Below are 23474 nucleotides of genomic sequence, written 5' to 3'. Positions count from 1 at the left end.
GGGGTCACGCGTCGAGGACGGACAGCCGGACCAGGACGATCGCGTCGGGCTCGATGCCCTCGCGGTCGCGGACCGCGCGCTTGAGCGGCAGGACGTACGCGCCGTCGGACTGCGGGAACACCGAGGTCCGCCAGGTCGACGTGCCGATGGTGGCCTCGACCCGGACGCCGCCGAATCCGCGCCGGTACGTCTGGGTCTCGCGCACGGCCGCGCTGAGGTCGAGCGGCAGCGCGGCGAAGTACCAGTCGCTGTCGAGCCGCGCCGCCCACCGGAAGACTTCTCCCTCGAACTCCACGATCATGCGCGTCTCCTTCCGCCGCCGTCACCCTACCCGCGGGCCCGGACACGTCGTCGGCGTTCTCCCCTGGGGAGGAACCGTCACGCGGGGAGGATGCCCGCGGCCCGCGCGGGCGCCGCGTACGCCCGCGCCAGGGACGCGACGGTGTCGTGGGCGTTCAGCCCGCTGGGGTTGGGCAGCACCCACGTCGGCGCTCCCCCGATGCTCTCGTCCTGCCGGCCTGCGACGGCCGCGGCGCGGTCGAAGCCCTGGCGGTAGGCGGTGAGACCGACGACCGCGACCGCGCGCGGCGAGAGCGCCGTGACGCGCGCCTCCAGCGCCCTTGCTCCCGCACGGAGTTCGTCACGGTCGAGCTCGTCGGCGCGCGCCGTCGCCCGGGCCACGAGATTGCTCACGCCCACGCCCGCCTCGAAGATCATCGCGCGGTCGGCGGCATCCAGGGGGCCGGTGTAGGCGGGCAGACGTGGCAGGATCCCCGCCTCGACCAGCGCGGGCCAGAACCGGTTGCCGGGGCGGGAGAACGGCGTCCCGGTCGCCGCCGTCCACAGGCCCGGGTTGATCCCGACGAACAGCAGCCGCAGCCCCGGCCCCGTGAGGTCGGGGATCGTGGCATCCCGGAACGACTCCAACTCGGCGCGCGAATACCCCATGCGACCACTATGACCACATCCGGGCGGGGGACGCCCCGCTGTGCCAGGATCGGCGGAATGGATGCCGTGCCCGCGCTCACCGAGGTCCCCCCTGCGCAGTTCGTGATCGTGGGCGACAACATCCGCCTCGCGACGTACTCGTGGGGCGACCACGACGCGCCGCCGGTGCTGTGCGTCCACGGCTTCGGGTCGTCGACGCGGGACAACTGGGTCAACACCGGCTGGGTGCGAGACCTCCTCCGGGCGGGATTCCGGGTGCTCGCGGTCGATCAGCGCGGCCACGGTCTGAGCGACAAGCCCCACGACGCCGCGTCGTACCGGATGGACGCGCTCGTCGCCGACCTCGTCGCGGTGCTGGACACCTACCTCGTCGACCAGGTGCGCTACCTCGGGTACTCCCTCGGCGGCCGGGTGGGCTGGCAGCTCGCGGTCGACGCCCCCGAGCACGTCGAGCGGGCGGTGCTCGGCGGCATCCCCGACGGTCGTCCCCTCGCGCGACTCCAGGTCCACCAGGCGCGGGCCTTCCTCGATCACGGCGAGCCGGTTCAGGATGCCACCACCCAGCGCTACATGTCGCTCGCCGAGCGCGTGCCCGGCAACGACCTGCGCGCCCTCGTCGCCATCGCGGAGGGCATGCGGCTCGGGCAGACCGATCCGGACCCCGCGTCGCCCCCGCCGCAGCCGGTGCTCATCGCCACCGGCACCGAGGATCCGATCCACGACCAGTCCGCGCGCCTGGCGAGTCTCCTCCCGCAGGGCGAATTCGTCGACATCCCCGGCCGGCACCACGTCAACGCCCCCGGCGCCCGCGCGTTCCGCGAGGCGGGCGTGGCGTTCCTCTCCCGCGACCTCTGACCGGCCGCCGCTCCACTGCGGCCGCCGCTACGCTCCGGAGCCGTCCGTGACCGTTCCGCAGACGTAGACCGTGCTCGGGGCATCGGCCGCCGTCGTGCAGTTCTGCTCCACCCACGAGCGGATCTGAGCCGACACGGTACCGGTCGACGAGTCGCCCGCACCGACCGACGCTCCCCCGGGGCCGCCCACACGATCCTGTCCGGCGATGACGTAGCGCAGCTGCCCGCTCTCGACCAGCGAGATGAACCGGTCGAGGGTCGGCACGGCATCCGTTCCGTTGAATCCGCCGATCGGGAGCACGGCCTCGCCGTCCGAGGCGACGATGAGCTGCGCGGCGCTCTGCGCGCCGAAGGTGGCCGCGAGGTACGTCGCGCCGCCGCGATTCTGCTCGAGCCACGACAGCAGTGCGGTCTGGTCGCCGCCGAAGCCGCCCGCCCCGGCCGTGAACCCGCCGGTCCCGCCCGGCGCGCCGCCGGTCGCGCCCTGGCCGTCCGTCGTCCCGGATCCGGAGCGAGCGCCGCGACCGTCCCGCGTCCCGTCCTGTGCTCCCCCGCCGCCGTTGGGCGCGGCCATCCCGCCCGCTCCCCCGGCTCCCGGGGCGCCGCCCGGGGCGCCGGCGAACCCGCCCGCTCCGCCCGTCTGCGCGCCGCCGGCAGTACCGCCTCGACCGCCGAACCCGGATGCCATCTCCGACACCCCTCCGGCCACCGGGTTGATCGAGTTGGGGTGCGCGATCGTCACGGCCGACCACACCGCCGGGGTCAGGAGCAGCCCGACGACCATCGCGGCGGTCGTCACCATCCGCGCGCGATGGCGCGAGAGCAGCAGCACGATGGCGACGACCCCGATGAGAGCCTGCACGATCGCGACGGGGATGCTGTACCCGCCGACCGAGAACGCGATGCCGACCGCGGTGACCGCCGCGGTCGCGAGAATCGCCACCGCCGGCCAGGCTTTCCCTGCGCGTGCGCTCCACGCGAGCGCGGCCGCCACCGCGAGAGCGAGAGGAACGGCGAGGGCGGACGTGTAGAACTGGTGCATGCCCGCGACGACGGAGAACATCGCGCCGAACGTGGCGAGCCACACCGTGAGCAGGAGGGCGAGCGGACGGGGGAAGCGGAGGAGCCACAGCACCACCAGCGCCACGATCGCCGCGGGGATCAGCCACGCGATCTGACCGGCCAGCTGCGCGTTGAACAGGCGGAACACCCCGGGCTCCCCCGAGAACGGCGGGGTGAACGACTCGTAGGCGGAACTGTCGCTCGTGGCGCCGAAACGCCCCAGCCCGTTGTATCCGAAGACCATCTCCCACGGGTCGTCGCCGAGCGTGCTGCCGATGTACGGGCGGCTGCCCGCGGGGATCAGCGCCACGATCGCCACCCACCACAGCGACGCGATCACGCTGACGGCGCCCGCGACGAGGAGGTGCCCGATGCGACGCGCCCACGACTGCGCGGTGGCGAGGTAGGCGGCGGCCAGCGCCGGCCAGACCGCCCACGCCTCCAGCATGTAGAACTGGAACGACAGACCGATCGCCGCGCCGGCCACGACGAGCCAGCCGAAACTGCGCTGCTGGATCGCGCGGATGGCCGCCCATGCCGTGATCGACAGTCCCAGGACGAAGAACGACTCGGGCTGATTCGAACGCGAGACCGCCACGAAGATCGGGGTGACCGCCACGATCGCCCCCGCCAGGAGCCCCGCGCGCACCCCGGCCAGGCGTCGGGCCGCGACCGCGGTGATCAGCGCCGCGCCGACGGCGGCGAGGGCGTTGGGGAGGATCACGGCCCATGTCGAGTACCCGAAGACCCGGACGAAGAGCGCCGGCACCCAGAACGAGCCCGGGATCTTGTCGAGCGTGACCGTGCCGGAGGGGTCCATGGCGCCGAAGAAGAAGTTCGACCACGACTGGCTCATCGACAGGGCGATCGAGGCGTAGTACGCGGACGGCGCGCCGTCCCACACCTGCCACGCGGTGAGGACCAGCGCCACGAGACCGACCGCCGCGAGCCCCCACGGCCACGCGCGGCCGCGCGGACGAGACGTCGCGGCGGGCCGAGCGAGCGGGGTCTGCGGAATGCTCAGGGTGGCGGTCACCGCGGCATCGTAGGCACCCCACCACTAACGGCCGCCCTGGGAGACCTATGGGCGGGGTATGGATGCCGCCCGCGCCGCGATCAGTTCGCCGAAACGCTCAGCCGTGGAGCGGCCGGAGCCGCGGTCGCGGCCATCTGCAGCCCCACCCGGACCGTCTGCCCCGATGCGAGGGATCCCGCCCATCCCTCGCCCCGACAGGTCACCGTCGAGGAGCGGAGGAGGCACGTCATGCCCCACGCGTTCGTCACGGCGGTGGCACCGGGAGACTCCCACGACACCGTCCACCCGGCCACGGGCGTCGCCGCGGTCACCGTCAGTTCGCTGACGTACCCCTCGCCCCACGCGCTCTGGGGGATCCAGGTCGCCGTGACCGCGGCCGGCGCGGTGCTCACGGTCGGCTTCGGCGTCGCGGTCGCCGTGGGTTTCGGCGTCGCCGTGGCCGTCGGTTTCGGCGTCGCCGTGGCCGTGGGTTTCGGTGTCGCGGTCGCCGTCGGTTTCGGCGTCGCGGTCGCCGTCGGTTTCGGCGTTGCGGTCGCCGTGGGTTTCGGCGTCGCCGTGGCCGTGGGTTTCGGCGTCGCGGTCGGGGTCGGCTGCGGCACGGGCGTGAGGATGGGCCTCAGCGCGGCGAGCTTCGCGGTCTGCGGGGTACGCCAGTCGTCGGCGACCAGGCCGCCCGTGTCGCCGCTGTTGGGGTTGAACGACCAGTAGGCGTAGCTGATCTTCCGCTGCGCGAGGTAGTCGACGAGCGCGGTCAGCCACGCCTTGTCGCTCGCGGTCTCGAGCTTGGTGCCGAACTCGCCGAGGAGGACGGGCGCGATGTTCTCCTTCGCGAGGTACCCCCAGTTGGCATCCCACAGCGCCGGCAGGTTCGCGGGGTACCCGGGAGCCGTGAACCACTTCTGCGCGTACACCGAGGCCGGGTAGTCGTGGGGCGAGTAGACGACGCGGTTCTTCACCGACAGCGTGACCGGGGCGGAGCGGACATCCTTCAGACCGCCGCCCCACCAGGTGCTGGTGCCGTCGTTCTGCCGCTCCACGCCCTCGACGATGATGAGCAGCCGGGGGTTGACCGCGAGCACGGCGTTGCCCGCGCGCGTCGCCGCGGCTCGCCAGTCGCGAGCGGGATCACCGCAGTTCCAGCAGGCGGGGCCGTGGGGCTCGTTGTGCAGATCGACGCCGATGACGGTGGAGTCTGCCTTGTATCGCGCGGCGAGCATCGTCCAGTCGTCGATCCACCGCTTCTCCGAGTACTGCGCGGTGTACCAGAGTTCGCTCTGCGCGCCCGAGTCCGGGCGGTGGCGGTCGAGGATCACCGAGAGCCCGTGGGCCTTGGCCCGGGCGATCACGGTGTCCAGGAGGCGCAGCGGCGTGAGACCGGTGAGCCCGGGGTTGGCGTTGGCGTTGATGGAGTTGGTCTGCTTCGCCGCGAGGCACTCGTTCGAGAACGGCAGGCGCAGGGTGGTGAACCCCATCGCGGCGATGCTCTTCAGCCCCTCGTCGAGCGAGATCGACCACAGGCCGTGCGGCGCGCAGTTCGAGGTCTCCATGCCGAACCAGGCGACCGCCTTGATCGTGTACGGGGCGCCGGTCGAGGTGACGATCGTCGATCCGCTGGTCGACAGCCACCCCGGCAGCGTCGCCGCCGATGCGGCCGGCGCCGTGATCGCCCCCGCGATCAGAAGTCCCGCGGCCGCGGCGCACGCGGCCACCCGCATCCGCGCACGACGCAGACGCGTCGACCACTCCCTCATGCGCACTCCCCCGCCCGTTCCGGTCATCGTAGCGGGCGACTCGGGCGGCCGTCAGCGCGTCGCGGGGCCGTCCGGCGAGCGATGCGCGCGATGCACCACGAGAGCGAGGTGCAGCGCTGCCAGCACCTCGCCGTCGTCCAGATCCACGCCCAGCACCCGCTCGGCGAGATCGAGCCGCTGGTAGAACACCGACCTCGACACGTGCGCCGCGGCGGCCGCCGCCGTGCGGTTGCCCGGGTGGGCGACGATCGCCCCCAACGCCGCGAGCAGATCGCGTCGACGGGCGGGTGGGGCGGCGAGGACGGGTGCCAGCAGGTCCTCGCTGTGTTCGAGGAGCCGGTGGTCGCCCCGCAGCGACGACACGAAGCGGAGGAGCGGATGCCGGACGACCCAGTGCACCGCCCCCTCGGGCAGGTCGCCCACGTCGGCGAGGTCGAGCGCCTGCTCGAGCGAGTCCAGCAGCCGGGGCACCGCGGCAGCGCCCGCGCCGCCGTCGACGCGCGGGCCGACGGCGAGGCGGGGATCCCGCCCCGCACCGCGCAGGCGCGCGCGGAAGCGTTCGGCCGCCCCGCCAGCGAAGGTCGTGGGAGCGGGCACGGCGAGGAGGACCGGCATCCATCCCTCCGCGCGCTCGCCCGCCCCGCGCGTGGTGCCGCACAGGGCGCGTCCGCCGAGCTCGATCGCCGCCGCCTCCACGTCGGCGGCGGTCGCGCCGTCGGCCGCGAGCCCGAAGAGCGCCGCCCCGGGCAGATCGAGGCGCGCCGCGCCGAGGAGCGCCGTCACCTCGTCGGCCGAGCCGTACCGGCCGCCCAGCAGCGCATCCATGAGCCGGCGACGGCCGAGGCGCGCCCAGTCCTCACCTTCGGGGTCGGCCAGGCGCCCGAGGGCGAGGGCCGTGGCTCCCTGTTCGAGCACCGCCCGTCGTCCGGCGGGATGCCCGGGACCGGCGAGCGCCACCAGCGTCGCCCAGCGGATGCCGCGCGCCTCCACCGGCACGACGGACCGGCCGTCGTCGCCGTCGTCGCCGAACCGACGCGACCGCTCCTGCCAGTCGTGGAGCACCGCGGGGTCGGCATCCGCGAGCTCGGCCACGATCACCTCGTGCGCGAGCGACTCCAGCACGACGGGAGCGCGGAGCGTGTGGGCGAGGCGTTCCACGACGTAGTCGGCGGGCGCGCCGCGCAGTGCGAGCGAGGTGAAGAGCGTCCGCACCTCGTCGCGCGCCCGCAGCGCCGCCGTCTGGTCGTCGATGATCCGCCGGTGCACCTCTTCGGTGACGCTGACGAACTTGATCTCGCGGTGCAGCGCGATCAGCGGGAGTCCCGCGCCGGCGGCCGCCTCGACCACCACCGCGGGGACGTAACGGTAGTGCGCGCCCAGCTCGATCACGATCCCGACGAGCCCCGCGCGCACGAACTCGCGCACGAGGGCGCGCAGGTCGACGGGTTCCGAGGGCCACGCGGACGCGGTCGTCAGGAGCAGTTCCCCTCCCTCCAGCAGGCGGGCGACTCCGGGGCTGTCGGACACGTGCACCCACCGCACGGGCACCGACAGCGCGACTCCGCCGACCAGCACCTCGGGGGCTCCGACGGCGAGCGCGGGCGAGTCGAGAACCTCGGCGAGCGTGGGGAGCCCCCGGTCGCCGGTCGCCTCGACGGCATCCGGACGATCTGTCCGGGAGCGCTCGTCTTCGCGACGATCAGCCATGGGCGCATTCCCCTCTTCGTGGCGCAGAATCGGCAGTGAACACCCTACGGCGCTCCCGGTCGATCTGTCCGGATGGCCGATGACCCAGGAGGATCCGCATGACCGTCATCCACCACCACATCAACGGCGAAGCCCGCGGTGCCGCGGAGCGGACGGGCGACGTGTTCGACCCCGCCACCGGACGCGTGCAGGCGCAGGTCGCGTTCGCCACCACCGCCGAGGTCGACGAGGCGATCGCCGTCGCCAAGGCCGCCCTCCCCGCGTGGCGGGCGACGAGCCTCATCAAGCGCGCCGACGTGTTCTTCCGCCTGCGCCACCTCCTCGTCGAGCGCACCGACGAGCTCGCCGCCATCATCGCGGCCGAGCACGGCAAGGTGCTCTCGGATGCCAAGGGCGAGATCAGCCGCGGCATCGAGAACGTCGAGTTCGCCGCCGGCCTCGTGCACCTCCTCAAGGGCGAGCACGCCGAACAGGTCAGCCGCGGCGTCGACGTGCACTCCGTCAAGCAGCCGGTCGGCGTGGTCGCGGCGATCACACCGTTCAACTTCCCCGTCATGGTGCCGCTGTGGATGACCGCCTCGGCGATCGCGTGCGGCAACACCGTCGTGCTGAAGCCGAGCGAGAAGGACCCGTCGGCGTCGCTCTTCCTCGCGAAGCTGTTCGAGGAGGCCGGGCTCCCCGCCGGTGTGCTGAACGTCGTGCACGGCGACAAGGTCGCGGTCGACGCGCTGCTCGACTCCCCCGACGTCCGCGCGGTGAGCTTCGTCGGCTCGACGCCGATCGCGAAGTCCATCTACTCGCGCGCCGCCGAGAACGGCAAGCGCGTGCAGGCCCTCGGCGGGGCGAAGAACCACATGGTCGTCCTGCCCGACGCCGACCTCGACTCCGCCGCCGACGCCGCCGTCTCGGCCGCCTACGGCTCCGCCGGTGAGCGCTGCATGGCCGTGTCGGTGCTCGTGGCCGTGGGCGACGACGTCGCCGACGCGCTGGTGGAGAAGGTGGCATCCCGCATCGAGGGCCTGAAGATCGGCCCGGGAACGGATGCCGCGAGCGAGATGGGTCCGCTCATCACGCGCGAGCACCGCGACAAGGTCGCCTCCTACGTCACGGGAGCCGCAGCCGAGGGCGCCGAGGTCGTCGTCGACGGCACGACGCAGCAGTTCGAGGGCGACGGCTTCTTCGTCGGCGTCTCGCTCGTGGACCGCGTCGCCCCCGGCATGAAGGTGTACGACGACGAGATCTTCGGACCCGTGCTCTCGGTCGTCCGAGTGAAGACGTACGACGAGGCCGTGGAGCTGATCAACTCCAGCCCCTTCGCCAACGGCACGGCGGTGTTCACGCGCGACGGCGGCACCGCCCGCCAGTTCGAGTTCGACATCGAGGTCGGCATGGTCGGCGTGAACGTCCCGATCCCGGTCCCGGTCGGCGCGTTCTCGTTCGGCGGATGGCGCAACTCGCTCTTCGGCGACTCGCACATCTACGGCCCCGAATCGATCCACTTCTACACGCGCAGCAAGGTCGTCACGACCCGCTGGCCCGACCCGAGCGAGAGCCAGATCAGCCTCGGCTTCCCCAGCAACCACTGACCCGCGGCATCCGGAAAGGAACGATCATGACCCTCACCTCCCCCGACCTCGCCGCTGACGCGCAGGTCCGCGCGGACGACCGCGCCCACGTCTTCCACTCCTGGAGCGCCCAGGCGCTCATCGACCCGCTGCCGGTCGCCGGTGGCGAGGGCGCGACGTTCTGGGACTACGCCGGCAACAGCTACCTGGACTTCTCGTCGCAGCTGGTGAACCTGAACCTCGGGCACCAGCACCCCGACCTCGTCGAGGCCATCCAGCGCCAGGCGGGCGATCTCGCCACGATCCAGCCGGCCATGGCGAACGGCACGCGCGGCGCACTCGCGCGCCTCATCGCCGAGGTCGCCCCCGCGGGCTTCTCGAAGGTGTTCTTCACCAACGGCGGAGCGGATGCCAACGAGAACGCGGTCCGCATGGCGCGCCTGGTGACGGGCAAGCGCAAGGTGCTCGCGATGTACCGCAGCTACCACGGCAACACCTCCACGGCCATCACGCTGACCGGCGACCCCCGGCGCTGGGCGAACGAGCCCGCCGACGCCTCGGTCGTGCACTTCTTCGGCCCGTACGCGTACCGCTCCGCGTTCCACTCGGCATCCGAGGAGGAGGAGACCGCCCGCGCGCTCGAGCACCTCGAGCAGACGATCATCCTGGAGGGCGCATCGACGATCGGCGCCATCATCCTCGAGACCGTCGTCGGCACCAACGGCGTGCTCGTGCCGCCGCCGGGATACCTCCCCGGCGTCCGCGCGCTGTGCGACAAGTACGGCATCGTCTACATCGCCGACGAGGTCATGGTCGGCTTCGGCCGCATCGGCGAGTGGTTCGCCGTCGACGCGTTCGACGTCACGCCCGACCTCATCACCTTCGCCAAGGGCGTGAACTCGGGCTACGTGCCGCTGGGCGGAGTGGTGATCTCGGATGCCATCGCCAGCCACTTCGACACCGTGACCTTCCCCGGCGGCCTGACGTACTCGGGGCACCCGCTCGCGTGCGCCCCCGGCATCGCGACGTTCGAGGTGTTCCGCCGAGACGGGATCCTCGAGCGGGTGCGCGACCTCGGTGAACGCGTCGTCGAACCGCGCCTGCGCGAGATGGCCGAGAAGCACCCGTCGATCGGCGAGATCCGCGGTCGCGGCCTGTTCTGGGCGATCGAGCTCGTCCGTGACCGCGAGACCCGCGAACCCCTCGTGCCGTTCAACGCCGCGGGTCCTGCCGCCGCTCCGATGGCGGCCTTCGCCGCGGCGTGCAAGAAGGCGGGCCTGTGGCCGTTCACGCACTTCAACCGCGTGCACGTCGCCCCGCCGCTGGTGATCTCGGAGGAGGACCTCGTACGCGGCCTCGACATCATCGACGAGGCCCTCTCCGTCGCCGACGAGGCGGCCTCGGCGTGAGGACGCTGACCAACCTGGTCGACGGCGTCTCGTCGCCGTCGACCGGGCGGCTCCTCGACCTCGTCAGCCCCGTCACCGGCGAGGTGTACGCCCAGGCCCCGTGCTCGACCGAGGAGGAGGTGGATGCCGCTTTCCAGGCGGCATCCCGGGCCTTCGCGTCGTGGCGGCTGACGACCCCGGCCGCGCGCCAGCTCGCGCTCTTCCGGCTCGCCGACGCCCTCGCCGACCACGCCGAGGAGTTCGCCGACCTGGAGTCCGAGGACACGGGGAAGCCCCGCGCGACCCTCGTGGCGGACGAGATCGATCAGTCGGTCGACCAGTTGCGCTTCTTCGCCGGTGCCGCGCGCGACTTGGACGGCCGCGCCGCCGCGGAGTACGCCGAGGGGTTCACCTCTTACGTGCGACGCGAGCCGATCGGCGTCGTGGCGCAGGTGACGCCGTGGAACTACCCGCTCAACATGGCGATCTGGAAGATCGCCCCGGCGATCGCGGCGGGGAACACCGTCGTGCTGAAGCCCAGCGAGACGACGCCGCAGACCACCGTGCGTCTGGCCGAGCTCGCCGCGGAGATCCTCCCGGCGGGCGTGCTCAACGTCGTCCTCGGCGACCGCGAGACCGGGCGGGCGCTCGTGGAGCACCCCACCCCGCAGCTCGTCGCGATCACCGGGTCGGTGCGCGCGGGCATGCAGGTCGCGGAGTCGGCGGCGCGGCAGGTCAAGCGCGTGCACCTCGAGCTCGGCGGGAAGGCGCCCGCGATCGTCTTCCCGGACGCCGATCTGGATGCCGCGACGGCGGGGATCGCGCAGGCGGCGTTCTTCAACGCCGGTCAGGACTGCACGGCCGCGACCCGCGTGCTCGTGCACGCGTCGCTGCACGACGAGTTCGTCGCGCGCCTGGTCTCCTACGTCGGGGAGAGCGTGAAGGTCGGCGCACCGGACGACCCCGACGCGTTCTTCGGCCCCGTGAACAACCCCGATCAGCTGGCGCGCGTGCAGGGATTCGTCGACCGTCTCCCGGCGCACGCGCGTGTCGCGACCGGCGGACACCGCGTGGGCGACACCGGCTTCTTCTTCGCCCCCACGATCGTGACGGGTCTCCGGCAGGACGACGAGCTCGTCCAGCAGGAGGTCTTCGGTCCGATCCTCGCGGTGCAGGCGTTCGACGAGGACGCCGAAGCGCTGCAGATGGCCAACGACGTCCCCTACGCGCTCGCGGCATCCGTCTGGACCCGCGAACACGGCCGCGCGCTGCGCTTCAGCCGCGATCTGGACTTCGGGTGCGTGTGGATCAACGCCCACATCCCGTTCGTCTCGGACATGCCCCACGGCGGGTTCAAGCACTCGGGTTACGGCAAGGACCTCTCGGTCTACGGCTTCGAGGACTACACGCGCCTCAAGCACGTGATGTCGAGCCTCGCCTGATGCGGCTCAGGCGTCGGGCGTCCCCGCCTCGGGGGCGTCCGGCGCCTGCTGCTCCGCGTCGGGCGTCCCCGCCTCGGGGGCGTCCGGCGCCTGCTGCTCCGCGACCGGGTCGGCGTCCGGTCCCGCCGGCGCGTGGCGCTGGGCGTTGACGCGCCGCGCATGATCGACGGCGCCCTCGAACCCGGCATCCGGGTCGTCCATCAAGGCGCGCGTCGCGAGGGCGTGGACGCGCACGGCCTCGTCGTCCGCCTCCGTCGCGGCGTCGACCGCGGGCCCGGACTCCTCGCCGATCATCACGAACGCGCGGCTCAGGCTGCGGCGCGTCTCGATGTCGCCCCGGCCGAGGTGACGCGCCAGCGCGGCGGCGAGTGCCGCCCGCTCGGTGTCCGGGACGAGTCCGGCCGCGGCCCGCCACGCCGCCCGGGCGACGCTCGATTCCTCGTCGTCCAGGAGCGCGGGGGTGATGGCGTTCCACGTGCGTGGGTCGCCGATCTTCGACAGCGTGTGCAGCCCTTGACTGCGTGCCTGGGGGAAGGGCGAGCCGAGCTCGGGCAGGATCGCGTCGACGACGAGCGACGCGTCGTGACGGGTGAGCGCCCAGGTGAGCATGTCGCGGACGAAGAAGTCGGGCTCGACGGCGCAGCGATCGACCAGCACGGCGATGAACGCGTCGTTCGGTCGGGTGCCGGCATCCATGGCCGCGCGCAGGCGCAGCGACGCGTCGTCGCGATCCAGGGCGGCTCGAAGCCCCGCCGTGATGTCGCCCTCCGCCATGCGCGGCCCTCCCGTTCGTCGCCCCGCCCAGCTTGACACGCGCCGGGACGAGGAGACCCGTTCTGCACGGGAAGTCCTCAAAACGACGGTTTCCGCGTTGTTACGGCGCAATAAGTCTCGATTTCACCATTGAGCAAGATGTGTGAGCGCTGATACCGTCGCCCCATCATGAGCATCTCCGCGGAACGGCGTCCGGTCCTCGACAGCGTGTCGAAGGCCATCGTCGAGCAGCTGCAGGAGGACGGCCGCCGCTCGTACGCCGAGATCGGCAAGGCCGTCGGCCTCAGCGAGACCGCCACACGGCAACGGGTGCAGAAACTGCAGGACGCCGGAGTCCTGCAGATCGTCGCCGTCACCGACCCGCTCCAGCTCGGTTTCGCCCGCCAGGCGATGATCGGGGTGCGCGTGTCGGGAGACACCCGGGTGATCGCGGCCGAGATGGCCGAGCTCCCGGGCGTCATCTACGTCGTCTCCACGGCGGGATCCTTCGATCTCCTCGTCGAGGTCGTCTGCGAGAGCGACGACGACCTCATCGACCTCCTCAACGACCGCATCCGGTCGCTGCCCGACGTCGTGGCGACCGAGACGTTCGTGTACTTGAAACTCCACCGACAGCTCTACAACTGGGGAACGCGATGACGCTTCACGAAATCGACCTGCAGACCGACCTCCAGGCGAAAGCCCGCGACCACCTCTGGATGCACTTCGCCCGCCAGTCCGTGATGACCGAAGGACCCGGCGTCCCGATCATCGTCAAGGGCGAGGGGCACCACATCTGGGATGCCGCGGGCAAGCGCTACATCGACGGCCTCTCGGGCCTCTTCGTCGTCAACGCCGGCCACGGCCGCCGCCGCATCGCCCAGGCCGCCGCGAAGCAGGCCGAGGAGCTCGCGTTCTTCCCGCTGTGGTCCTACGCCCACCCGGCCGCGATCGAGCTCGCCGACCGCATCGCCCACCTGGCCCCCGGCGACCTCAATCACGTCTTCTTCTCCACCGGCGGAGGCGAGGCCGTCGAGACGGCGTTCAAGCTCGCCAAGCAGTACTGGAAGACCCAGGGGAAGCCCACCAAGCACAAGGTCATCTCCCGCGCGATCGCCTACCACGGCACCACGCAGGGCGCCCTCGCCATCACCGGTCTCCCCGTGATGAAGCACATGTTCGAACCCGTCACCCCCGGCGGCTTCCGCGTGCCGAACACGAACTACTACCGCGCCGCGGAGTCCGGCTTCGGCGGCGGGACGCCCGAGGAGTTCGGCCTGTGGGCGGCGGACCGCATCGAGCAGATGATCCAGTTCGAGGGTCCCGAGACCGTCGCCGCGGTGTTCCTCGAGCCCGTGCAGAACGCCGGCGGCTGCTTCCCGGCGCCCGCCGGGTACTTCCAGCGCGTGCGCGAGATCTGCGACAAGTACGACGTGCTCCTCGTCAGCGACGAGGTCATCTGCGCGTTCGGCCGGCTCGGCTACTACTTCGGCGCCGAGGCCTACGACTACCAGCCCGACATGATCACGTTCGCCAAGGCTGTGACGAGCGGCTACTCGCCGCTGGGCGGCACGATCGTCAGCGATCGCGTGTACGAGCCGTTCGCGCACGGCGACGCGTCGTTCCCGCACGGCTACACCTTCGGCGGCCACCCCGTGTCCTCCGCCGTCGCGATGGAGAACCTCGACGTGTTCGAGGAGGAGGGGCTGCTGGAGAACGTCCGCGCCAACTCCCCCGTCTTCCGCTCGACGCTGGAGAAGCTGCTCGACCTGCCCATCGTCGGCGACGTCCGCGGCGACGGCTACTTCTTCGGCATCGAGCTGGTCAAGGACAAGACCACCAAGGAGACCTTCGACGACGACGAATCCGAGCGCCTGCTGCGCGGCTTCCTGTCGAAGGCGCTGTACGACGCAGGTCTCTACTGCCGCGCGGACGACCGGGGCGACCCCGTCATCCAGCTCGCTCCGCCGCTCACGATCGGCCCGTCCGAGTTCGACGAGATCGAGCAGATCCTGCGCTCGACGCTCACCGAGGCCTGGACGCGCCTCTGACCCGCGAAGCGGATGCCGCCCCACCCCGGCGGCATCCGCTTCTTCCTCCCCCGCCCCCACCCGGAGCGGTGCACCCGAAGCTCCACCCGACATCATCCGCTCGGTCGGATCCGCCCGATCCCGACCCGCCCCTCTAGGAGAAGCCACGAACGAGAAGATCGGCGCCACGCAGGCGCCCGCGTCCAGCTCGGGAGCCAAGCTCGCCCGCACCCTCGGCCTGTGGTCGATCGTGGGCCTCGGCCTGGGCTACATGACCCCGACCGTCGTTTTCGACACCTTCGGCCTCGTCGCCGAGGAGACCAACAACGTCGTCCCCGCGGCCTACGCCGTGGCGCTCGTCGTGCTGGTGTTCACCGCCATCAGCTACGGCAAGATGGTCCGCGTCATCCCGAGTGCAGGATCCGCCTACACCTACGCCCGTGAGTCCATCCACCCCGGCGTCGGGTTCGTCGTCGGGTGGACGGCCCTCATCGACTACATGCTGCTGCCGATGGTCAACGCCCTCATCCTGCGCAGCTACATGGAGGCGCTGTTCCCCGACATCCCGGGCTGGATCTGGGTCGTCGTCTTCACCGCCGGCGTCACGGGCGTCATCTACCTCACGATGCGCGGCACCTCGAACGTCAACATGATCCTGCTGGTGTTCTCGATCCTCGTGATGACCGTGTTCGTCGTGATGGTCGCGGTGCAGCTCGTGGGCGGCGCGGGGGCCGGTACGGTCGTGTCCCTCGCCCCCTTCGCCCACAGCGAGGTGCAGTTCGGCGCGGTGCTGGCCGGAGCCACCATCGTGTGCTTCTCCTTCATCGGGTTCGATGCGGTGTCGATGTACTCGGAAGAGGCGAAGTCGCCGAAGATCATGCCCCGCGCGATCCTGCTGACCCTCGTGGCCGGTGGCGCGATCTTCCTCGTGGCGTCGTACTTCACGCAGCTGCGCTTCCCCGACTCCGCCGCCTTCCCGCCGGAGGCGATCGAGAACAGCACGCTGCCCGAGATCGGCGTCCAGGTCGGCGGCCCGGTGCTGCAGGCCGTGCTCACCGCGGCCGGCTTCGCCGCGACGCTCGCGTCCTGGCTGGCCTCCCACGCCTCGGTCTCGCGCATGCTGATGGTGATGGGCCGCAACAACGTGCTCCCCCGTCGGATCTTCGGTTTCATCAACCCGAAGACGCACACCCCGACGCTGTCGATCATCATCGTGGGCGTGGTGAGCCTCCTGGCCATCGCGTTCACGCTCGAGCAGATCGCGGCCTACATCAACTACGGCGCGCTCATCGCGTTCACCTTCGTCAACATCTCGGTGATCGCCTGGTTCGCCATCCGCAAGGGCCTGCGCAAGACGCCGGGAGACATCTTCCGGTACATCGTGATGCCCGCGATCGGCATGCTGCTCACGGGCCTCCTGTGGGTGAACCTCGACATGCACGCACTGATCGGCGGTCTCATCTGGACCAGCATCGGCGTCGTGTACCTGATCGTCCTGACGCGCGGCTTCAAGCGGCCGATCGCCTCGTTCGACGAGAACCAGCCGGTCACCGGGGTGAACAAGACCGTCCCCGGTCCGCGCTCGGAGATCTGACCCGCATCGCCTGGGCCGCGGCATCCGTTCCTTTGGGAGGGATGCCGCGGCCTTCGCGTTGCGCGGTGCACGTGCGGCGTAGCCTGCTGCGGTGAGTGCGCGCACCTGGACCCTGGACGTCGGCGGGATCGCCCGTGAAGAGCTGGTCCGGCAGCTCGATGCCGCCGGCATCCGACGTAATCCGTATGCCGAGGTACTGCTGGCCGACCCCGTGTTCGACACCCGCGCCGCGGAAACCATCGACATCGTCGAGCGTTCGGTCGCAGACCTCGGTCTCGCGGACGGGGGCACGCTCGCGCAGGTGCACGCGGCGGCGGAGGCGAACGGCCTCGCGCTGTGCCCACCCGACACCGCCCCGTACCTGCGCTTGGTGTGGCTCGACCAGGAGGTCGCTCCCGACAGCATCCTCAGCACCGGTCGCGCGCCCACCGCGTCGCTGCAGGTCGCCACCCCCGCGCTGCGCGCGGACCACGACTATCCGAGGGGCTTCTACCTGCGCGTCATCGACGGTGAGCCGTGGCTGCGCGGCTTCCGGTGCGACGACGAGTACGTCGCGGGGCCGGGCGAGCGACCGGCGTTCCGGGTGCCCCGGGGCCTCAGCGCTCGAACGGGGTGACCGCGCCCAGCACCACGGTTTCGCCGTCGTGTCCGTTCGCCCACCAGTGCGGGGCCGAGCAGCCGTAGGTGACGGTGTCGCCGGCGTGCAGTTCGACCCGCCGATCCGACTGGCACACGACCAGCACGCCGGACTCGACGGTCACCGTCTCGGTGCCGATGTGGCGGAACGGGCTGGCCTCGTTCGTGAAGCCGGGCGGCAGCGTCGAGCGGATCAGCTGGAGCATCGACTCCCCGCGCGGTGTCAGCAGCTCGCGCTCGGCGCGCTGGTGCGGCGGGGCGTCCGCGGCCACCGGCATGATGTGCCGCTTCGCGCGCGTCACGACCGCCAGAGGCACCGCCGGCTCGTCGAGCAACTGGGTGACCGGGATGCCGAGGGCCCCGGCGAGCCGTTGGAGCGACTGCAGCGACGGGTTGCCGAGGCCGCGCTCTAGCTGGCTGACGAGGCCGAAGCTCACCCCGGCCTTCTCCGACAGCGCCTGCACGCTCAAGCCGAGCCGCTTGCGGGCGTCGCGCACCGCGGCGCCGAGGGTCTCGACGGTGCGCTGCTCGTCGGCATCCGTGGCTCGTGTCATGACCGTGTCAGCGTAGCGCCGTGGACGTGTGGCGCGCGCTCACGCGCGTGTGGCGCCCTCCCCCGCTCCACCCCACCGTTGACTTCGGGGGAATGCACGTCAGCGGGGGCAGCCGACGTACGTTCGCCCGAAGTCAGCGGGATCACGAACGCACCCGCGGGCCGTCGGGCGGCACCGCGGCCAGCAGATCGCGCGTGTACTCCTGCCGCGGGTGCGCGAACAGCTCGGCCGCAGGAGCCGTCTCGACCACCTTCCCGTCGCGAAGCACTACGACGTCATGGCTCATCTGCTGCACGATCGCGAGATCGTGTGCGATGAAGAGGTACGTCAGCCCCTGCTCGACCTGCAGACGCCGGAGCAGGGCGAGCACGCGGGCCTGCACCGAGACGTCGAGGGAGGCCGTGGCCTCGTCGAGGATGACCAGCTCGGGCTCGAGCGCGAGCGCGCGCGCGATCGACACTCGCTGACGCTGCCCGCCCGACAACTCGTGCGGGTAGCGCTGGGCGAATGCGGGGTCGAGGTCGACGAGCTCCAGGAGCTCCCGCACGCGGGCGGCGCGGGCGGCGGGGGTTGAACCGCCGAGGCGGTGCACGCGCAGCGGTTCGGTGATCGCGTCGGCGACGGTGCGACGCGGGTCGATGGAGGCGAACGGGTCCTGGAACACCATGGCGATGCGCCGACGGTCGCGACGCTTCGCGCGGAGCGCGTCGCGGACGCCCTCGCCCTCGGCATCCGCCAGGGTCGCGGTCCCGGCGTGCGGGGCCACGAGCCCCGTCAAGGCGTTCGCGATCGTCGATTTCCCCGACCCCGACTCTCCCACCAGGGCGAGGGTCGTCCCGCGGCGCACCGTGAACGACACGTCGTCGACGGCGTGCACGGTACGCGGACCTGCGGGCGTCTGCAGGACGAAGCGCACGTCCAGACCGGAGACGGCGAGGAGCGCAGCCGCGCCGGGCTCGGGCGTCGGACCGGATCCGGCGACCACGCGCGGACGCGCCGCGAGCAGCTCCTTCGTGTAGGCGTGCTGCGGATCGGCGTAGACGTCGAGGAGCGGTCGCTGCTCGACGGCCTCGCCGTGGCGCAGCACCAGAACATCGTCGGCGACCTGGCCGATCACCCCGAGGTCGTGACTGATCCAGACCACCGCGGTCCCGCGGTCGTGCTGCAACTGCTGCACGAGGTCGATGATCTGCGCCTGGGTGGTGACGTCGAGCGCGGTGGTCGGCTCATCGGCGACGAGAAGGGCGGGGTCGCACGCGAGGGCGATCGCGATCATGACGCGCTGGCGTTGACCGCCCGAGAACTGGTGCGGGTACGCGTCGACACGGACCGCCGGGTCCGGGATGCCGACGGCCTCCAGCAGCGCGATCGCCCGGGCGTGCGCGGCCCGACGCGACAGGCCGCGGTGCGCCTCCAGAGACTCGGCGATCTGCCGCCCGACCGTCAGATAAGGGTTCAGGGAGGTCGACGGGTCCTGGAAGACGAACCCGACCGCGTCGCCGTGCACCGAGCGCAGCACGCGGTCGGACGCTCCCACGAGCTCGACGCCCCGGGCATCCGGGTCCGTCCGCAGAACGCTCGAGCCGTCGACCCGTCGCCCGGGGGCATCGATGAGGCCGGTCGCCGCGAGCACCGTCAACGACTTGCCCGAGCCCGACTCGCCCACGATGCCGAGGGTCTGACCCCGGTCCACCGAGAAGTCGAGCCCTCGGACGATCGACGTCTCGCCGATCGCGACGCGGAGATCCCGCACCTCCAGGACGCTCATGGCCGCACCTCCGTGCTGATCGTGTCCCGCCGGAGGCGCGGCGGCCCGTTACGGCGACGCTCCCCCCGCCGTGCCTCGATGATCGTGCGCTGGCGCGGATCGAGGCCGTCGCGCAGACCGTCGCCGAGCAGGTTGAAGGCCAGCGCCGTGACGAAGATCGCCGCCCCGGGGAACACGCTCATCCACCACGCCTGGGCGAGGAAACCCTGAGCGGTGAAGAGCATGCCTCCCCATGACGGGGACGGTGGCTGGATGCCGAGCCCGAGGAACGACAGGGCGGCCTCCGAGAGGATCGCGAACGCGAGCGACAGCGAGGTCTGGACGACGATCGGACCACCGATGTTCGGCAGCACGTGCCGGAGCAGGATGGATGCCGGAGGCGTGCCCATCGTGCGCGACACCTGCACGAACGGCGAGGAGCGGAGCGCCAGCGTGCTGGCCCGGGCGACGCGGGCGAAGATCGGCGTGTAGACGACGCCGATCGCGATCGTCGTGGTGAGCGCCCCCGGCTCGAAGATCGCGATGATCGCCAGGGCCAGAAGCAGCACCGGGAAAGCGAACATGACGTCGACGACGCGCATGAGCACCGCGTCGGCCCACCCGCCCGCGTAGCCCGCGACGACGCCGAGCACGAGCCCCAGGACGAGCGCAATCGTCACGGCGGAGACGGCGATCATGAGCGAGGTGGAACCGGCGAGCAGCACCCGCGAGAACACGTCGCGGCCGAGTTCGTCGGTCCCGAACCAGTGCGCGGGGCTCGGCGGCGTCAGCGCGTTGGCGACGTCGATCTGGTTGACCCCGTACGGCGCGACCCACGGCGCCAGCACGGCCGCGAGGACGACGATCGCCAGGACGACGGCCGCGGCCACCGTCAGCGGATTGCTCGCGAGCAGACGCCAGGACGCCACGCGCCCGGGGGCGGGGGCGGAGGCGACAGCGGGCCCGGGGGTGGGTTCGACGGAGCTCATGCGGCACGGATCCTCGGGTCGACGGCGGCGTACAGCACGTCCACGATCAGGTTGACGACGATGAACATCACGGCCACCAGCAGCACCGCGCCCTGGATGAGCGGGTAATCGCGCGCGGCGACGGCGTCGTACACGAGACGACCGAGGCCCGGCCAGGCGAAGACCACCTCGACCACGATGACGCCGCCGAGGATCGTGGCCAACTGGATGCCGGCGATCGTCAGCACCGGAACGAGGGCTCCCCGCACGATGTGGCGGGACACGACAACGCGGCGGGGCAGCCCCTTCGACACCGCGGTGCGGATGTACCCCGACGAGGCCACGTCGATGACGGCGGCACGGATATAGCGCGTCATGATCGCCCCGGCGACGAGACCGACGGTGAGCCCCGGCAAGGTCACCTGGCGTGCCCACCCCGCGGGGTCCTCGGCGAGGGCGACGTACCCGCTGGCCGGAAGCAGACCCAGCGTGACGGAGAAGAGCGAGATGAGGAGCAGACCCAGCCAGAAGTCCGGCACGGAGACCCCGAACTGGCTCGTCAGCCGCACGATCACGTCGCTCACGCGCCCCTCGCGCAGCGCCGAGTACACCCCCGCGGGCACCGAGATCACGAGGGCGACCGCGAGTCCCACGAGCGCGAGCGAGATCGTGGCGGGCAGGCGCTGCAGCAGGGTGGTCGTCACCGGCTGACCGTTTCGGAAGCTCACGCCGAGGTCACCGGTCACCGCGCGGGCCAGGTAGGAGAAGAACTGCTCGGGCAGCGAGCGGTCGAGACCGGACGCCGAGCGGAGCGCCTCGTACGCTTCGGTCGTGTACCGGGTGCCGAGGGCGAGGCGCACGGGGTCACCGGGCACGAGGTGCACGAGGGCGAACACGACGATCAGCACACCGAGCAGCACGACGGCCGACGACAGCAGCCGGAGGCCCAGGAAGCGCAGCATCTGCGCGGGGGCGATCCTCACGGAGTCTCCTTGAACGAGGCGGACGGGAGGGGCGGAAGAGACCGGACCGGACGGCCCGGGGCGGGACCGCGGGGGCACCGGCACGCCGGACCCCCGCGGCCTCGGATCACTCGCTCAACGAGACGCCGGCGAACCGGATCGCGCGGTCGGCACGCGTGTCGTACCCCGACACCTTGGGCGAATACAGCTGCAGCACCGACGGGTTGTAGAGGTAGATGTAGCTGGCCTTGTCGGCGATGATCGTCGCCGCCTGGGCGTAGAGATCCTTGCGCGCCGCCGTGTCGGTTTCGACGCGACCGGCGTCGAGCAGGCGGTCGACCTCGGCATCCGAGAACTTCTGCGCGTTGCTGGCACCGTCGGTGTGGTGCTGCGAGTAGTAGAAGTCGTCGGGGTCGATGTTGCCGAGCCAGCCCATCATGAGCATGTCGAAGTTGCCGGAGTTCTGCTCGTCGAGCCACGTCGAGAAGTCGGGCTGGCGGATGGACACCTGGATGCCGAGCGGTTCGAGTTCGGCGGCGATGATCTGCGCGGCCGTGACCGTCTCGGGGTAGTCGCTGGTGGCGAGGAGGTCCAGCGTGCCACCGGTGTAGCCGGCCTCGGCCAACAGCGACTTCGCCTTGTCGAGGTCGGTGGAGTACTGGTCGTACTCGGTGTACCAGACGCTCTGCTTCGGGATGGCGAGCTGGTTGACCTCGGCCGTGCCGTAGCTGACGGCCTGAACGATGGCATCCCGGTCGATCGCGTACGCGATGGCCTGGCGGACCCGCACGTCGTTCCACGGGGCTTTCGCCTCGTTCAGGGCGAGGTACCAGTAGTCGCTCGACGGCGTCTGGCCGAGCGTGACCGAGCTGTCGCTCTTCAGCTGCTCGACCTGCTGGGGCGGGACCACGTCGGTCCAGTCGATGTCGCCTGCCTTCAGGGATGCCAGCGCGGTGGCGGGCTCGGAGATGAAGCGGTACTCCACTCCCCCGAGCTGGGGCGCGCCGCCCCAGTAGTCGGGGTTGGCCGTCAGCGTGATGTGGTCGCCGGCGACGTAGTCGCTGACGGAGAACGGTCCCGTGCCAACCGGCGCAGTCGTGATCTCGCCCGACTCGACGTTGCTCTTCTCCACGATCGCCATGCCCTTGAACCCACCGAGGTTCGACAGCAGGTTGGGTGTGGGCTGCGAGACCGTGATGACGACGGTCGCGTCATCGGGGGCGGTGACGTCGGTGACCGTGGAGAACTTCCACGCGTTCGCGAGCTTCTCGTCGATGATGCGACGGTACGAGTAGACGACGTCTTCGCTCGTGAAGTCCGAGCCGTCCTGGAATTTCACCCCGTCGCGCAGCGTGAAGGTCCAGGTGAGCTGGTCGTCGCTGGTGGTCCAGCTCTCAGCGAGAGCGGGCTGCATCTCGAGGTTCTCGTCGGGCTGCACGAGCGTGTCGTAGACGTTCTCGAGCACCTCGAACGCGAAGTACGACGTCGTCTTCTGCGGGTCGAGCTGGTCGGGCTCGCCGCCGATGGCGGCGACGAGGGTCTGACCTGAACTGCCGCCGGAGCCGTCGATGTCGACGCTCTGACCGGCGGAGCAACCGGCGAGGGCGAGCGTCGCGGCGAGCGCGCCGGCGATGCCGAGGGTGATGCGCTGTTTCATGTGATGCCAATCGGGTGAGGTGTCCATCATTTAGATGATGTTTCGATCAGTATGTGCAAGCATGGGGGTCGGCACAAGCCCCACCTCGGCGGTGAAACACGATCTTCACAAACCCGCCCGCGGCGCCGCGCCGCGCCTCGCCGACCCCTCAGGAGCGCCCATGACCTTCACCGTGCTGGCCCGCGACCCCCGCGACGGCCTGATCGGCGCGGCCACCGCGAGCCGATCCCTCGCCGTCGGCGCGGGGGTGACCGCGGTCGACCCCGGCGTCGGGGTCGTCGCCAGCCAGGCGTGGACGAATCGCGCGCTGCGCGGGCTGTTGCTCGCAGCGATGCGCGAGGGACGCTCGGCTGCCGACGCGGTGGCCGCCACTCCGGGATGGGATGACGGGCATGCGCTCCGTCAGGTCGCCGCGCTCGGGTGGTCGGGTGCGGGCGCCGCACGCTCGGGTGCGGACATCACGGCGTGGGCGGGGGACCTCGTGGCCCCCGACGCCGTCTTCATCGGCAACCTCCTCGCCGGACCCGACGTGCTCGCGGCGATGGCCGCGGCGTGGAGGGCGGACGGGCGGGATCTCGCCGATCGGCTGATCGACGTCCTGGCCGCGGGCGAACGGGCCGGAGGCGACGCCCGCGGCCGGCAGAGCGCGGCTGTCCTGGTCGCCTCGCACGACGACGTCGTGCTCGACCTCCGCGTCGACGACCACCCGGACCCCGTGGAGGAACTGTCGCGCCTACGCCGACTCGCTTCGGTCACGCCGGATGCGTCGGCACCGACTCGCGGCGCCGTGGGGGCGCGCCGGCGCTATCCCTGAAACCGC

At 71.4% G+C, this 23474-nt stretch carries 20 protein-coding genes; 9 read left to right on the top strand and 11 right to left on the bottom strand.

Translation table 11 applies throughout. The features are described 5' to 3' along the window. Positions 1-4: 4 nt before the first annotated feature. On the bottom strand, positions 5-301 hold the full coding sequence (locus QM517_RS17145; protein ID WP_077052533.1) for a DUF1905 domain-containing protein: 297 nt from the start codon (positions 299-301) through the stop codon (positions 5-7). A gap of 77 nt (positions 302-378) precedes the next feature. Then, positions 379-948 carry a mismatch-specific DNA-glycosylase gene (locus QM517_RS17140; RefSeq protein ID WP_283289225.1) on the bottom strand — a complete coding sequence of 190 codons (570 nt, stop codon included), beginning with the start codon at positions 946-948 and terminating at the stop codon, positions 379-381. 57 nt (positions 949-1005) lie between these two features. Between QM517_RS17140 and QM517_RS17135 the strand changes: the two genes are divergently transcribed. Then, positions 1006-1803: an alpha/beta fold hydrolase gene (locus QM517_RS17135; RefSeq protein ID WP_283289223.1), complete on the top strand. Its 798-nt coding sequence runs from the start codon at positions 1006-1008 to the stop codon at positions 1801-1803. Between the two features lie 27 nt (positions 1804-1830). Here the strand turns inward: QM517_RS17135 and QM517_RS17130 are convergent, their stop codons facing one another. From QM517_RS17130 to QM517_RS17120, 3 genes are all read right to left on the bottom strand, one after another. Next, a complete protein-coding gene (locus tag QM517_RS17130) occupies positions 1831-3900 on the bottom strand; it encodes an ArnT family glycosyltransferase (protein WP_283289222.1) in 2070 nt (689 codons plus the stop codon). Between the two features lie 80 nt (positions 3901-3980). Beyond that, positions 3981-5651: a cellulase family glycosylhydrolase gene (locus QM517_RS17125; RefSeq protein ID WP_283289220.1), complete on the bottom strand. Its 1671-nt coding sequence runs from the start codon at positions 5649-5651 to the stop codon at positions 3981-3983. Positions 5652-5702: 51 nt separating this feature from the next. Then, on the bottom strand, positions 5703-7358 hold the full coding sequence (locus tag QM517_RS17120; RefSeq protein WP_283289218.1) for a helix-turn-helix domain-containing protein: 1656 nt from the start codon (positions 7356-7358) through the stop codon (positions 5703-5705). Between the two features lie 98 nt (positions 7359-7456). Here QM517_RS17120 and QM517_RS17115 point away from each other — a divergent pair, with 98 nt between their 5' ends. The 3 genes from QM517_RS17115 to QM517_RS17105 are packed head-to-tail and all read left to right on the top strand — an operon-like array spanning position 7457 to position 11753. Then, entirely contained in the window at positions 7457-8944 is a 1488-nt protein-coding gene (locus QM517_RS17115) for a CoA-acylating methylmalonate-semialdehyde dehydrogenase (RefSeq protein WP_283289216.1), read from the top strand. Between the two features lie 26 nt (positions 8945-8970). After that, positions 8971-10332: an aspartate aminotransferase family protein gene (locus tag QM517_RS17110; protein WP_283289214.1), complete on the top strand. Its 1362-nt coding sequence runs from the start codon at positions 8971-8973 to the stop codon at positions 10330-10332. Beyond that, positions 10329-11753 carry an aminobutyraldehyde dehydrogenase gene (locus QM517_RS17105; protein WP_283289213.1) on the top strand — a complete coding sequence of 475 codons (1425 nt, stop codon included), beginning with the start codon at positions 10329-10331 and terminating at the stop codon, positions 11751-11753. Before QM517_RS17110 ends, QM517_RS17105 begins: the two co-directional genes overlap by 4 nt. A gap of 6 nt (positions 11754-11759) precedes the next feature. Here QM517_RS17105 and QM517_RS17100 read toward each other — a convergent pair whose 3' ends face one another. After that, positions 11760-12527, bottom strand: a complete 768-nt coding sequence (locus QM517_RS17100; RefSeq protein WP_283289211.1) for a HEAT repeat domain-containing protein — start codon at positions 12525-12527, stop codon at positions 11760-11762. Positions 12528-12695: 168 nt separating this feature from the next. Between QM517_RS17100 and QM517_RS17095 the strand changes: the two genes are divergently transcribed. The 4 genes from QM517_RS17095 to QM517_RS17080 all read left to right on the top strand — a co-directional run bounded on the left by QM517_RS17095 (position 12696) and on the right by QM517_RS17080 (position 16746). Continuing rightward, complete coding sequence (locus QM517_RS17095) at positions 12696-13166, top strand: Lrp/AsnC family transcriptional regulator (protein ID WP_022878024.1); 471 nt, start codon at positions 12696-12698, stop codon at positions 13164-13166. Next, entirely contained in the window at positions 13163-14557 is a 1395-nt protein-coding gene (locus tag QM517_RS17090) for an aspartate aminotransferase family protein (RefSeq protein WP_077052544.1), read from the top strand. The genes QM517_RS17095 and QM517_RS17090 overlap by 4 nt, the downstream gene beginning before the upstream one ends. Before the next feature lie 217 nt (positions 14558-14774). Further along, positions 14775-16130, top strand: a complete 1356-nt coding sequence (locus QM517_RS17085) for an APC family permease (protein ID WP_077052545.1) — start codon at positions 14775-14777, stop codon at positions 16128-16130. A gap of 91 nt (positions 16131-16221) precedes the next feature. Beyond that, positions 16222-16746, top strand: coding sequence for a hypothetical protein (locus tag QM517_RS17080; protein WP_283289208.1), 525 nt, complete (start codon positions 16222-16224; stop codon positions 16744-16746). Here QM517_RS17080 and QM517_RS17075 read toward each other — a convergent pair. From QM517_RS17075 to QM517_RS17055, 5 genes are all read right to left on the bottom strand, one after another. Then, entirely contained in the window at positions 16727-17320 is a 594-nt protein-coding gene (locus QM517_RS17075; RefSeq protein WP_077052547.1) for a helix-turn-helix domain-containing protein, read from the bottom strand. The two genes, QM517_RS17080 and QM517_RS17075, sit on opposite strands and share 20 nt — an antisense overlap. Before the next feature lie 142 nt (positions 17321-17462). After that, the gene (locus tag QM517_RS17070; RefSeq protein WP_283289206.1) at positions 17463-19088 is read right to left on the bottom strand and encodes a dipeptide ABC transporter ATP-binding protein; all 1626 of its coding nucleotides are present in this window, start codon (positions 19086-19088) and stop codon (positions 17463-17465) included. Continuing rightward, a complete protein-coding gene (locus QM517_RS17065) occupies positions 19085-20056 on the bottom strand; it encodes an ABC transporter permease (RefSeq protein ID WP_283289204.1) in 972 nt (323 codons plus the stop codon). The genes QM517_RS17070 and QM517_RS17065 overlap by 4 nt, the downstream gene beginning before the upstream one ends. Beyond that, entirely contained in the window at positions 20053-21018 is a 966-nt protein-coding gene (locus tag QM517_RS17060) for an ABC transporter permease (RefSeq protein ID WP_308208922.1), read from the bottom strand. Before QM517_RS17060 ends, QM517_RS17065 begins: the two co-directional genes overlap by 4 nt. A 106-nt stretch (positions 21019-21124) precedes the next feature. Further along, positions 21125-22684 carry an ABC transporter substrate-binding protein gene (locus QM517_RS17055; RefSeq protein ID WP_303655737.1) on the bottom strand — a complete coding sequence of 520 codons (1560 nt, stop codon included), beginning with the start codon at positions 22682-22684 and terminating at the stop codon, positions 21125-21127. Between the two features lie 130 nt (positions 22685-22814). On the opposite strand from QM517_RS17055, the gene QM517_RS17050 reads away from it, so the two are divergent. Continuing rightward, on the top strand, positions 22815-23468 hold the full coding sequence (locus QM517_RS17050) for a DUF1028 domain-containing protein (RefSeq protein WP_283289202.1): 654 nt from the start codon (positions 22815-22817) through the stop codon (positions 23466-23468). Positions 23469-23474: the final 6 nt, after the last annotated feature.

This window comes from Microbacterium sp. IEGM 1404 (genome assembly GCF_030056775.1).
Lineage (GTDB): Bacteria > Actinomycetota > Actinomycetes > Actinomycetales > Microbacteriaceae > Microbacterium.
This window is presented reverse-complemented; position numbering and strand designations above follow the sequence as displayed.

Coding starts and splice junctions, on each gene's coding strand:
- QM517_RS17110 (WP_283289214.1), top strand. CDS start 8,971: ATGACCCTCACCTCCCCCGACCTCGCCGCTGACGCGCAGGTCCGCGCG.
- QM517_RS17120 (WP_283289218.1), bottom strand. CDS start 7,358: ATGGCTGATCGTCGCGAAGACGAGCGCTCCCGGACAGATCGTCCGGAT.
- QM517_RS17095 (WP_022878024.1), top strand. CDS start 12,696: ATGAGCATCTCCGCGGAACGGCGTCCGGTCCTCGACAGCGTGTCGAAG.
- QM517_RS17090 (WP_077052544.1), top strand. CDS start 13,163: ATGACGCTTCACGAAATCGACCTGCAGACCGACCTCCAGGCGAAAGCC.
- QM517_RS17115 (WP_283289216.1), top strand. CDS start 7,457: ATGACCGTCATCCACCACCACATCAACGGCGAAGCCCGCGGTGCCGCG.
- QM517_RS17145 (WP_077052533.1), bottom strand. CDS start 301: ATGATCGTGGAGTTCGAGGGAGAAGTCTTCCGGTGGGCGGCGCGGCTC.
- QM517_RS17140 (WP_283289225.1), bottom strand. CDS start 948: ATGGGGTATTCGCGCGCCGAGTTGGAGTCGTTCCGGGATGCCACGATC.
- QM517_RS17055 (WP_303655737.1), bottom strand. CDS start 22,684: ATGATGGACACCTCACCCGATTGGCATCACATGAAACAGCGCATCACC.
- QM517_RS17065 (WP_283289204.1), bottom strand. CDS start 20,056: ATGAGCTCCGTCGAACCCACCCCCGGGCCCGCTGTCGCCTCCGCCCCC.
- QM517_RS17125 (WP_283289220.1), bottom strand. CDS start 5,651: ATGAGGGAGTGGTCGACGCGTCTGCGTCGTGCGCGGATGCGGGTGGCC.
- QM517_RS17075 (WP_077052547.1), bottom strand. CDS start 17,320: ATGACACGAGCCACGGATGCCGACGAGCAGCGCACCGTCGAGACCCTC.
- QM517_RS17135 (WP_283289223.1), top strand. CDS start 1,006: ATGGATGCCGTGCCCGCGCTCACCGAGGTCCCCCCTGCGCAGTTCGTG.
- QM517_RS17070 (WP_283289206.1), bottom strand. CDS start 19,088: ATGAGCGTCCTGGAGGTGCGGGATCTCCGCGTCGCGATCGGCGAGACG.
- QM517_RS17050 (WP_283289202.1), top strand. CDS start 22,815: ATGACCTTCACCGTGCTGGCCCGCGACCCCCGCGACGGCCTGATCGGC.
- QM517_RS17100 (WP_283289211.1), bottom strand. CDS start 12,527: ATGGCGGAGGGCGACATCACGGCGGGGCTTCGAGCCGCCCTGGATCGC.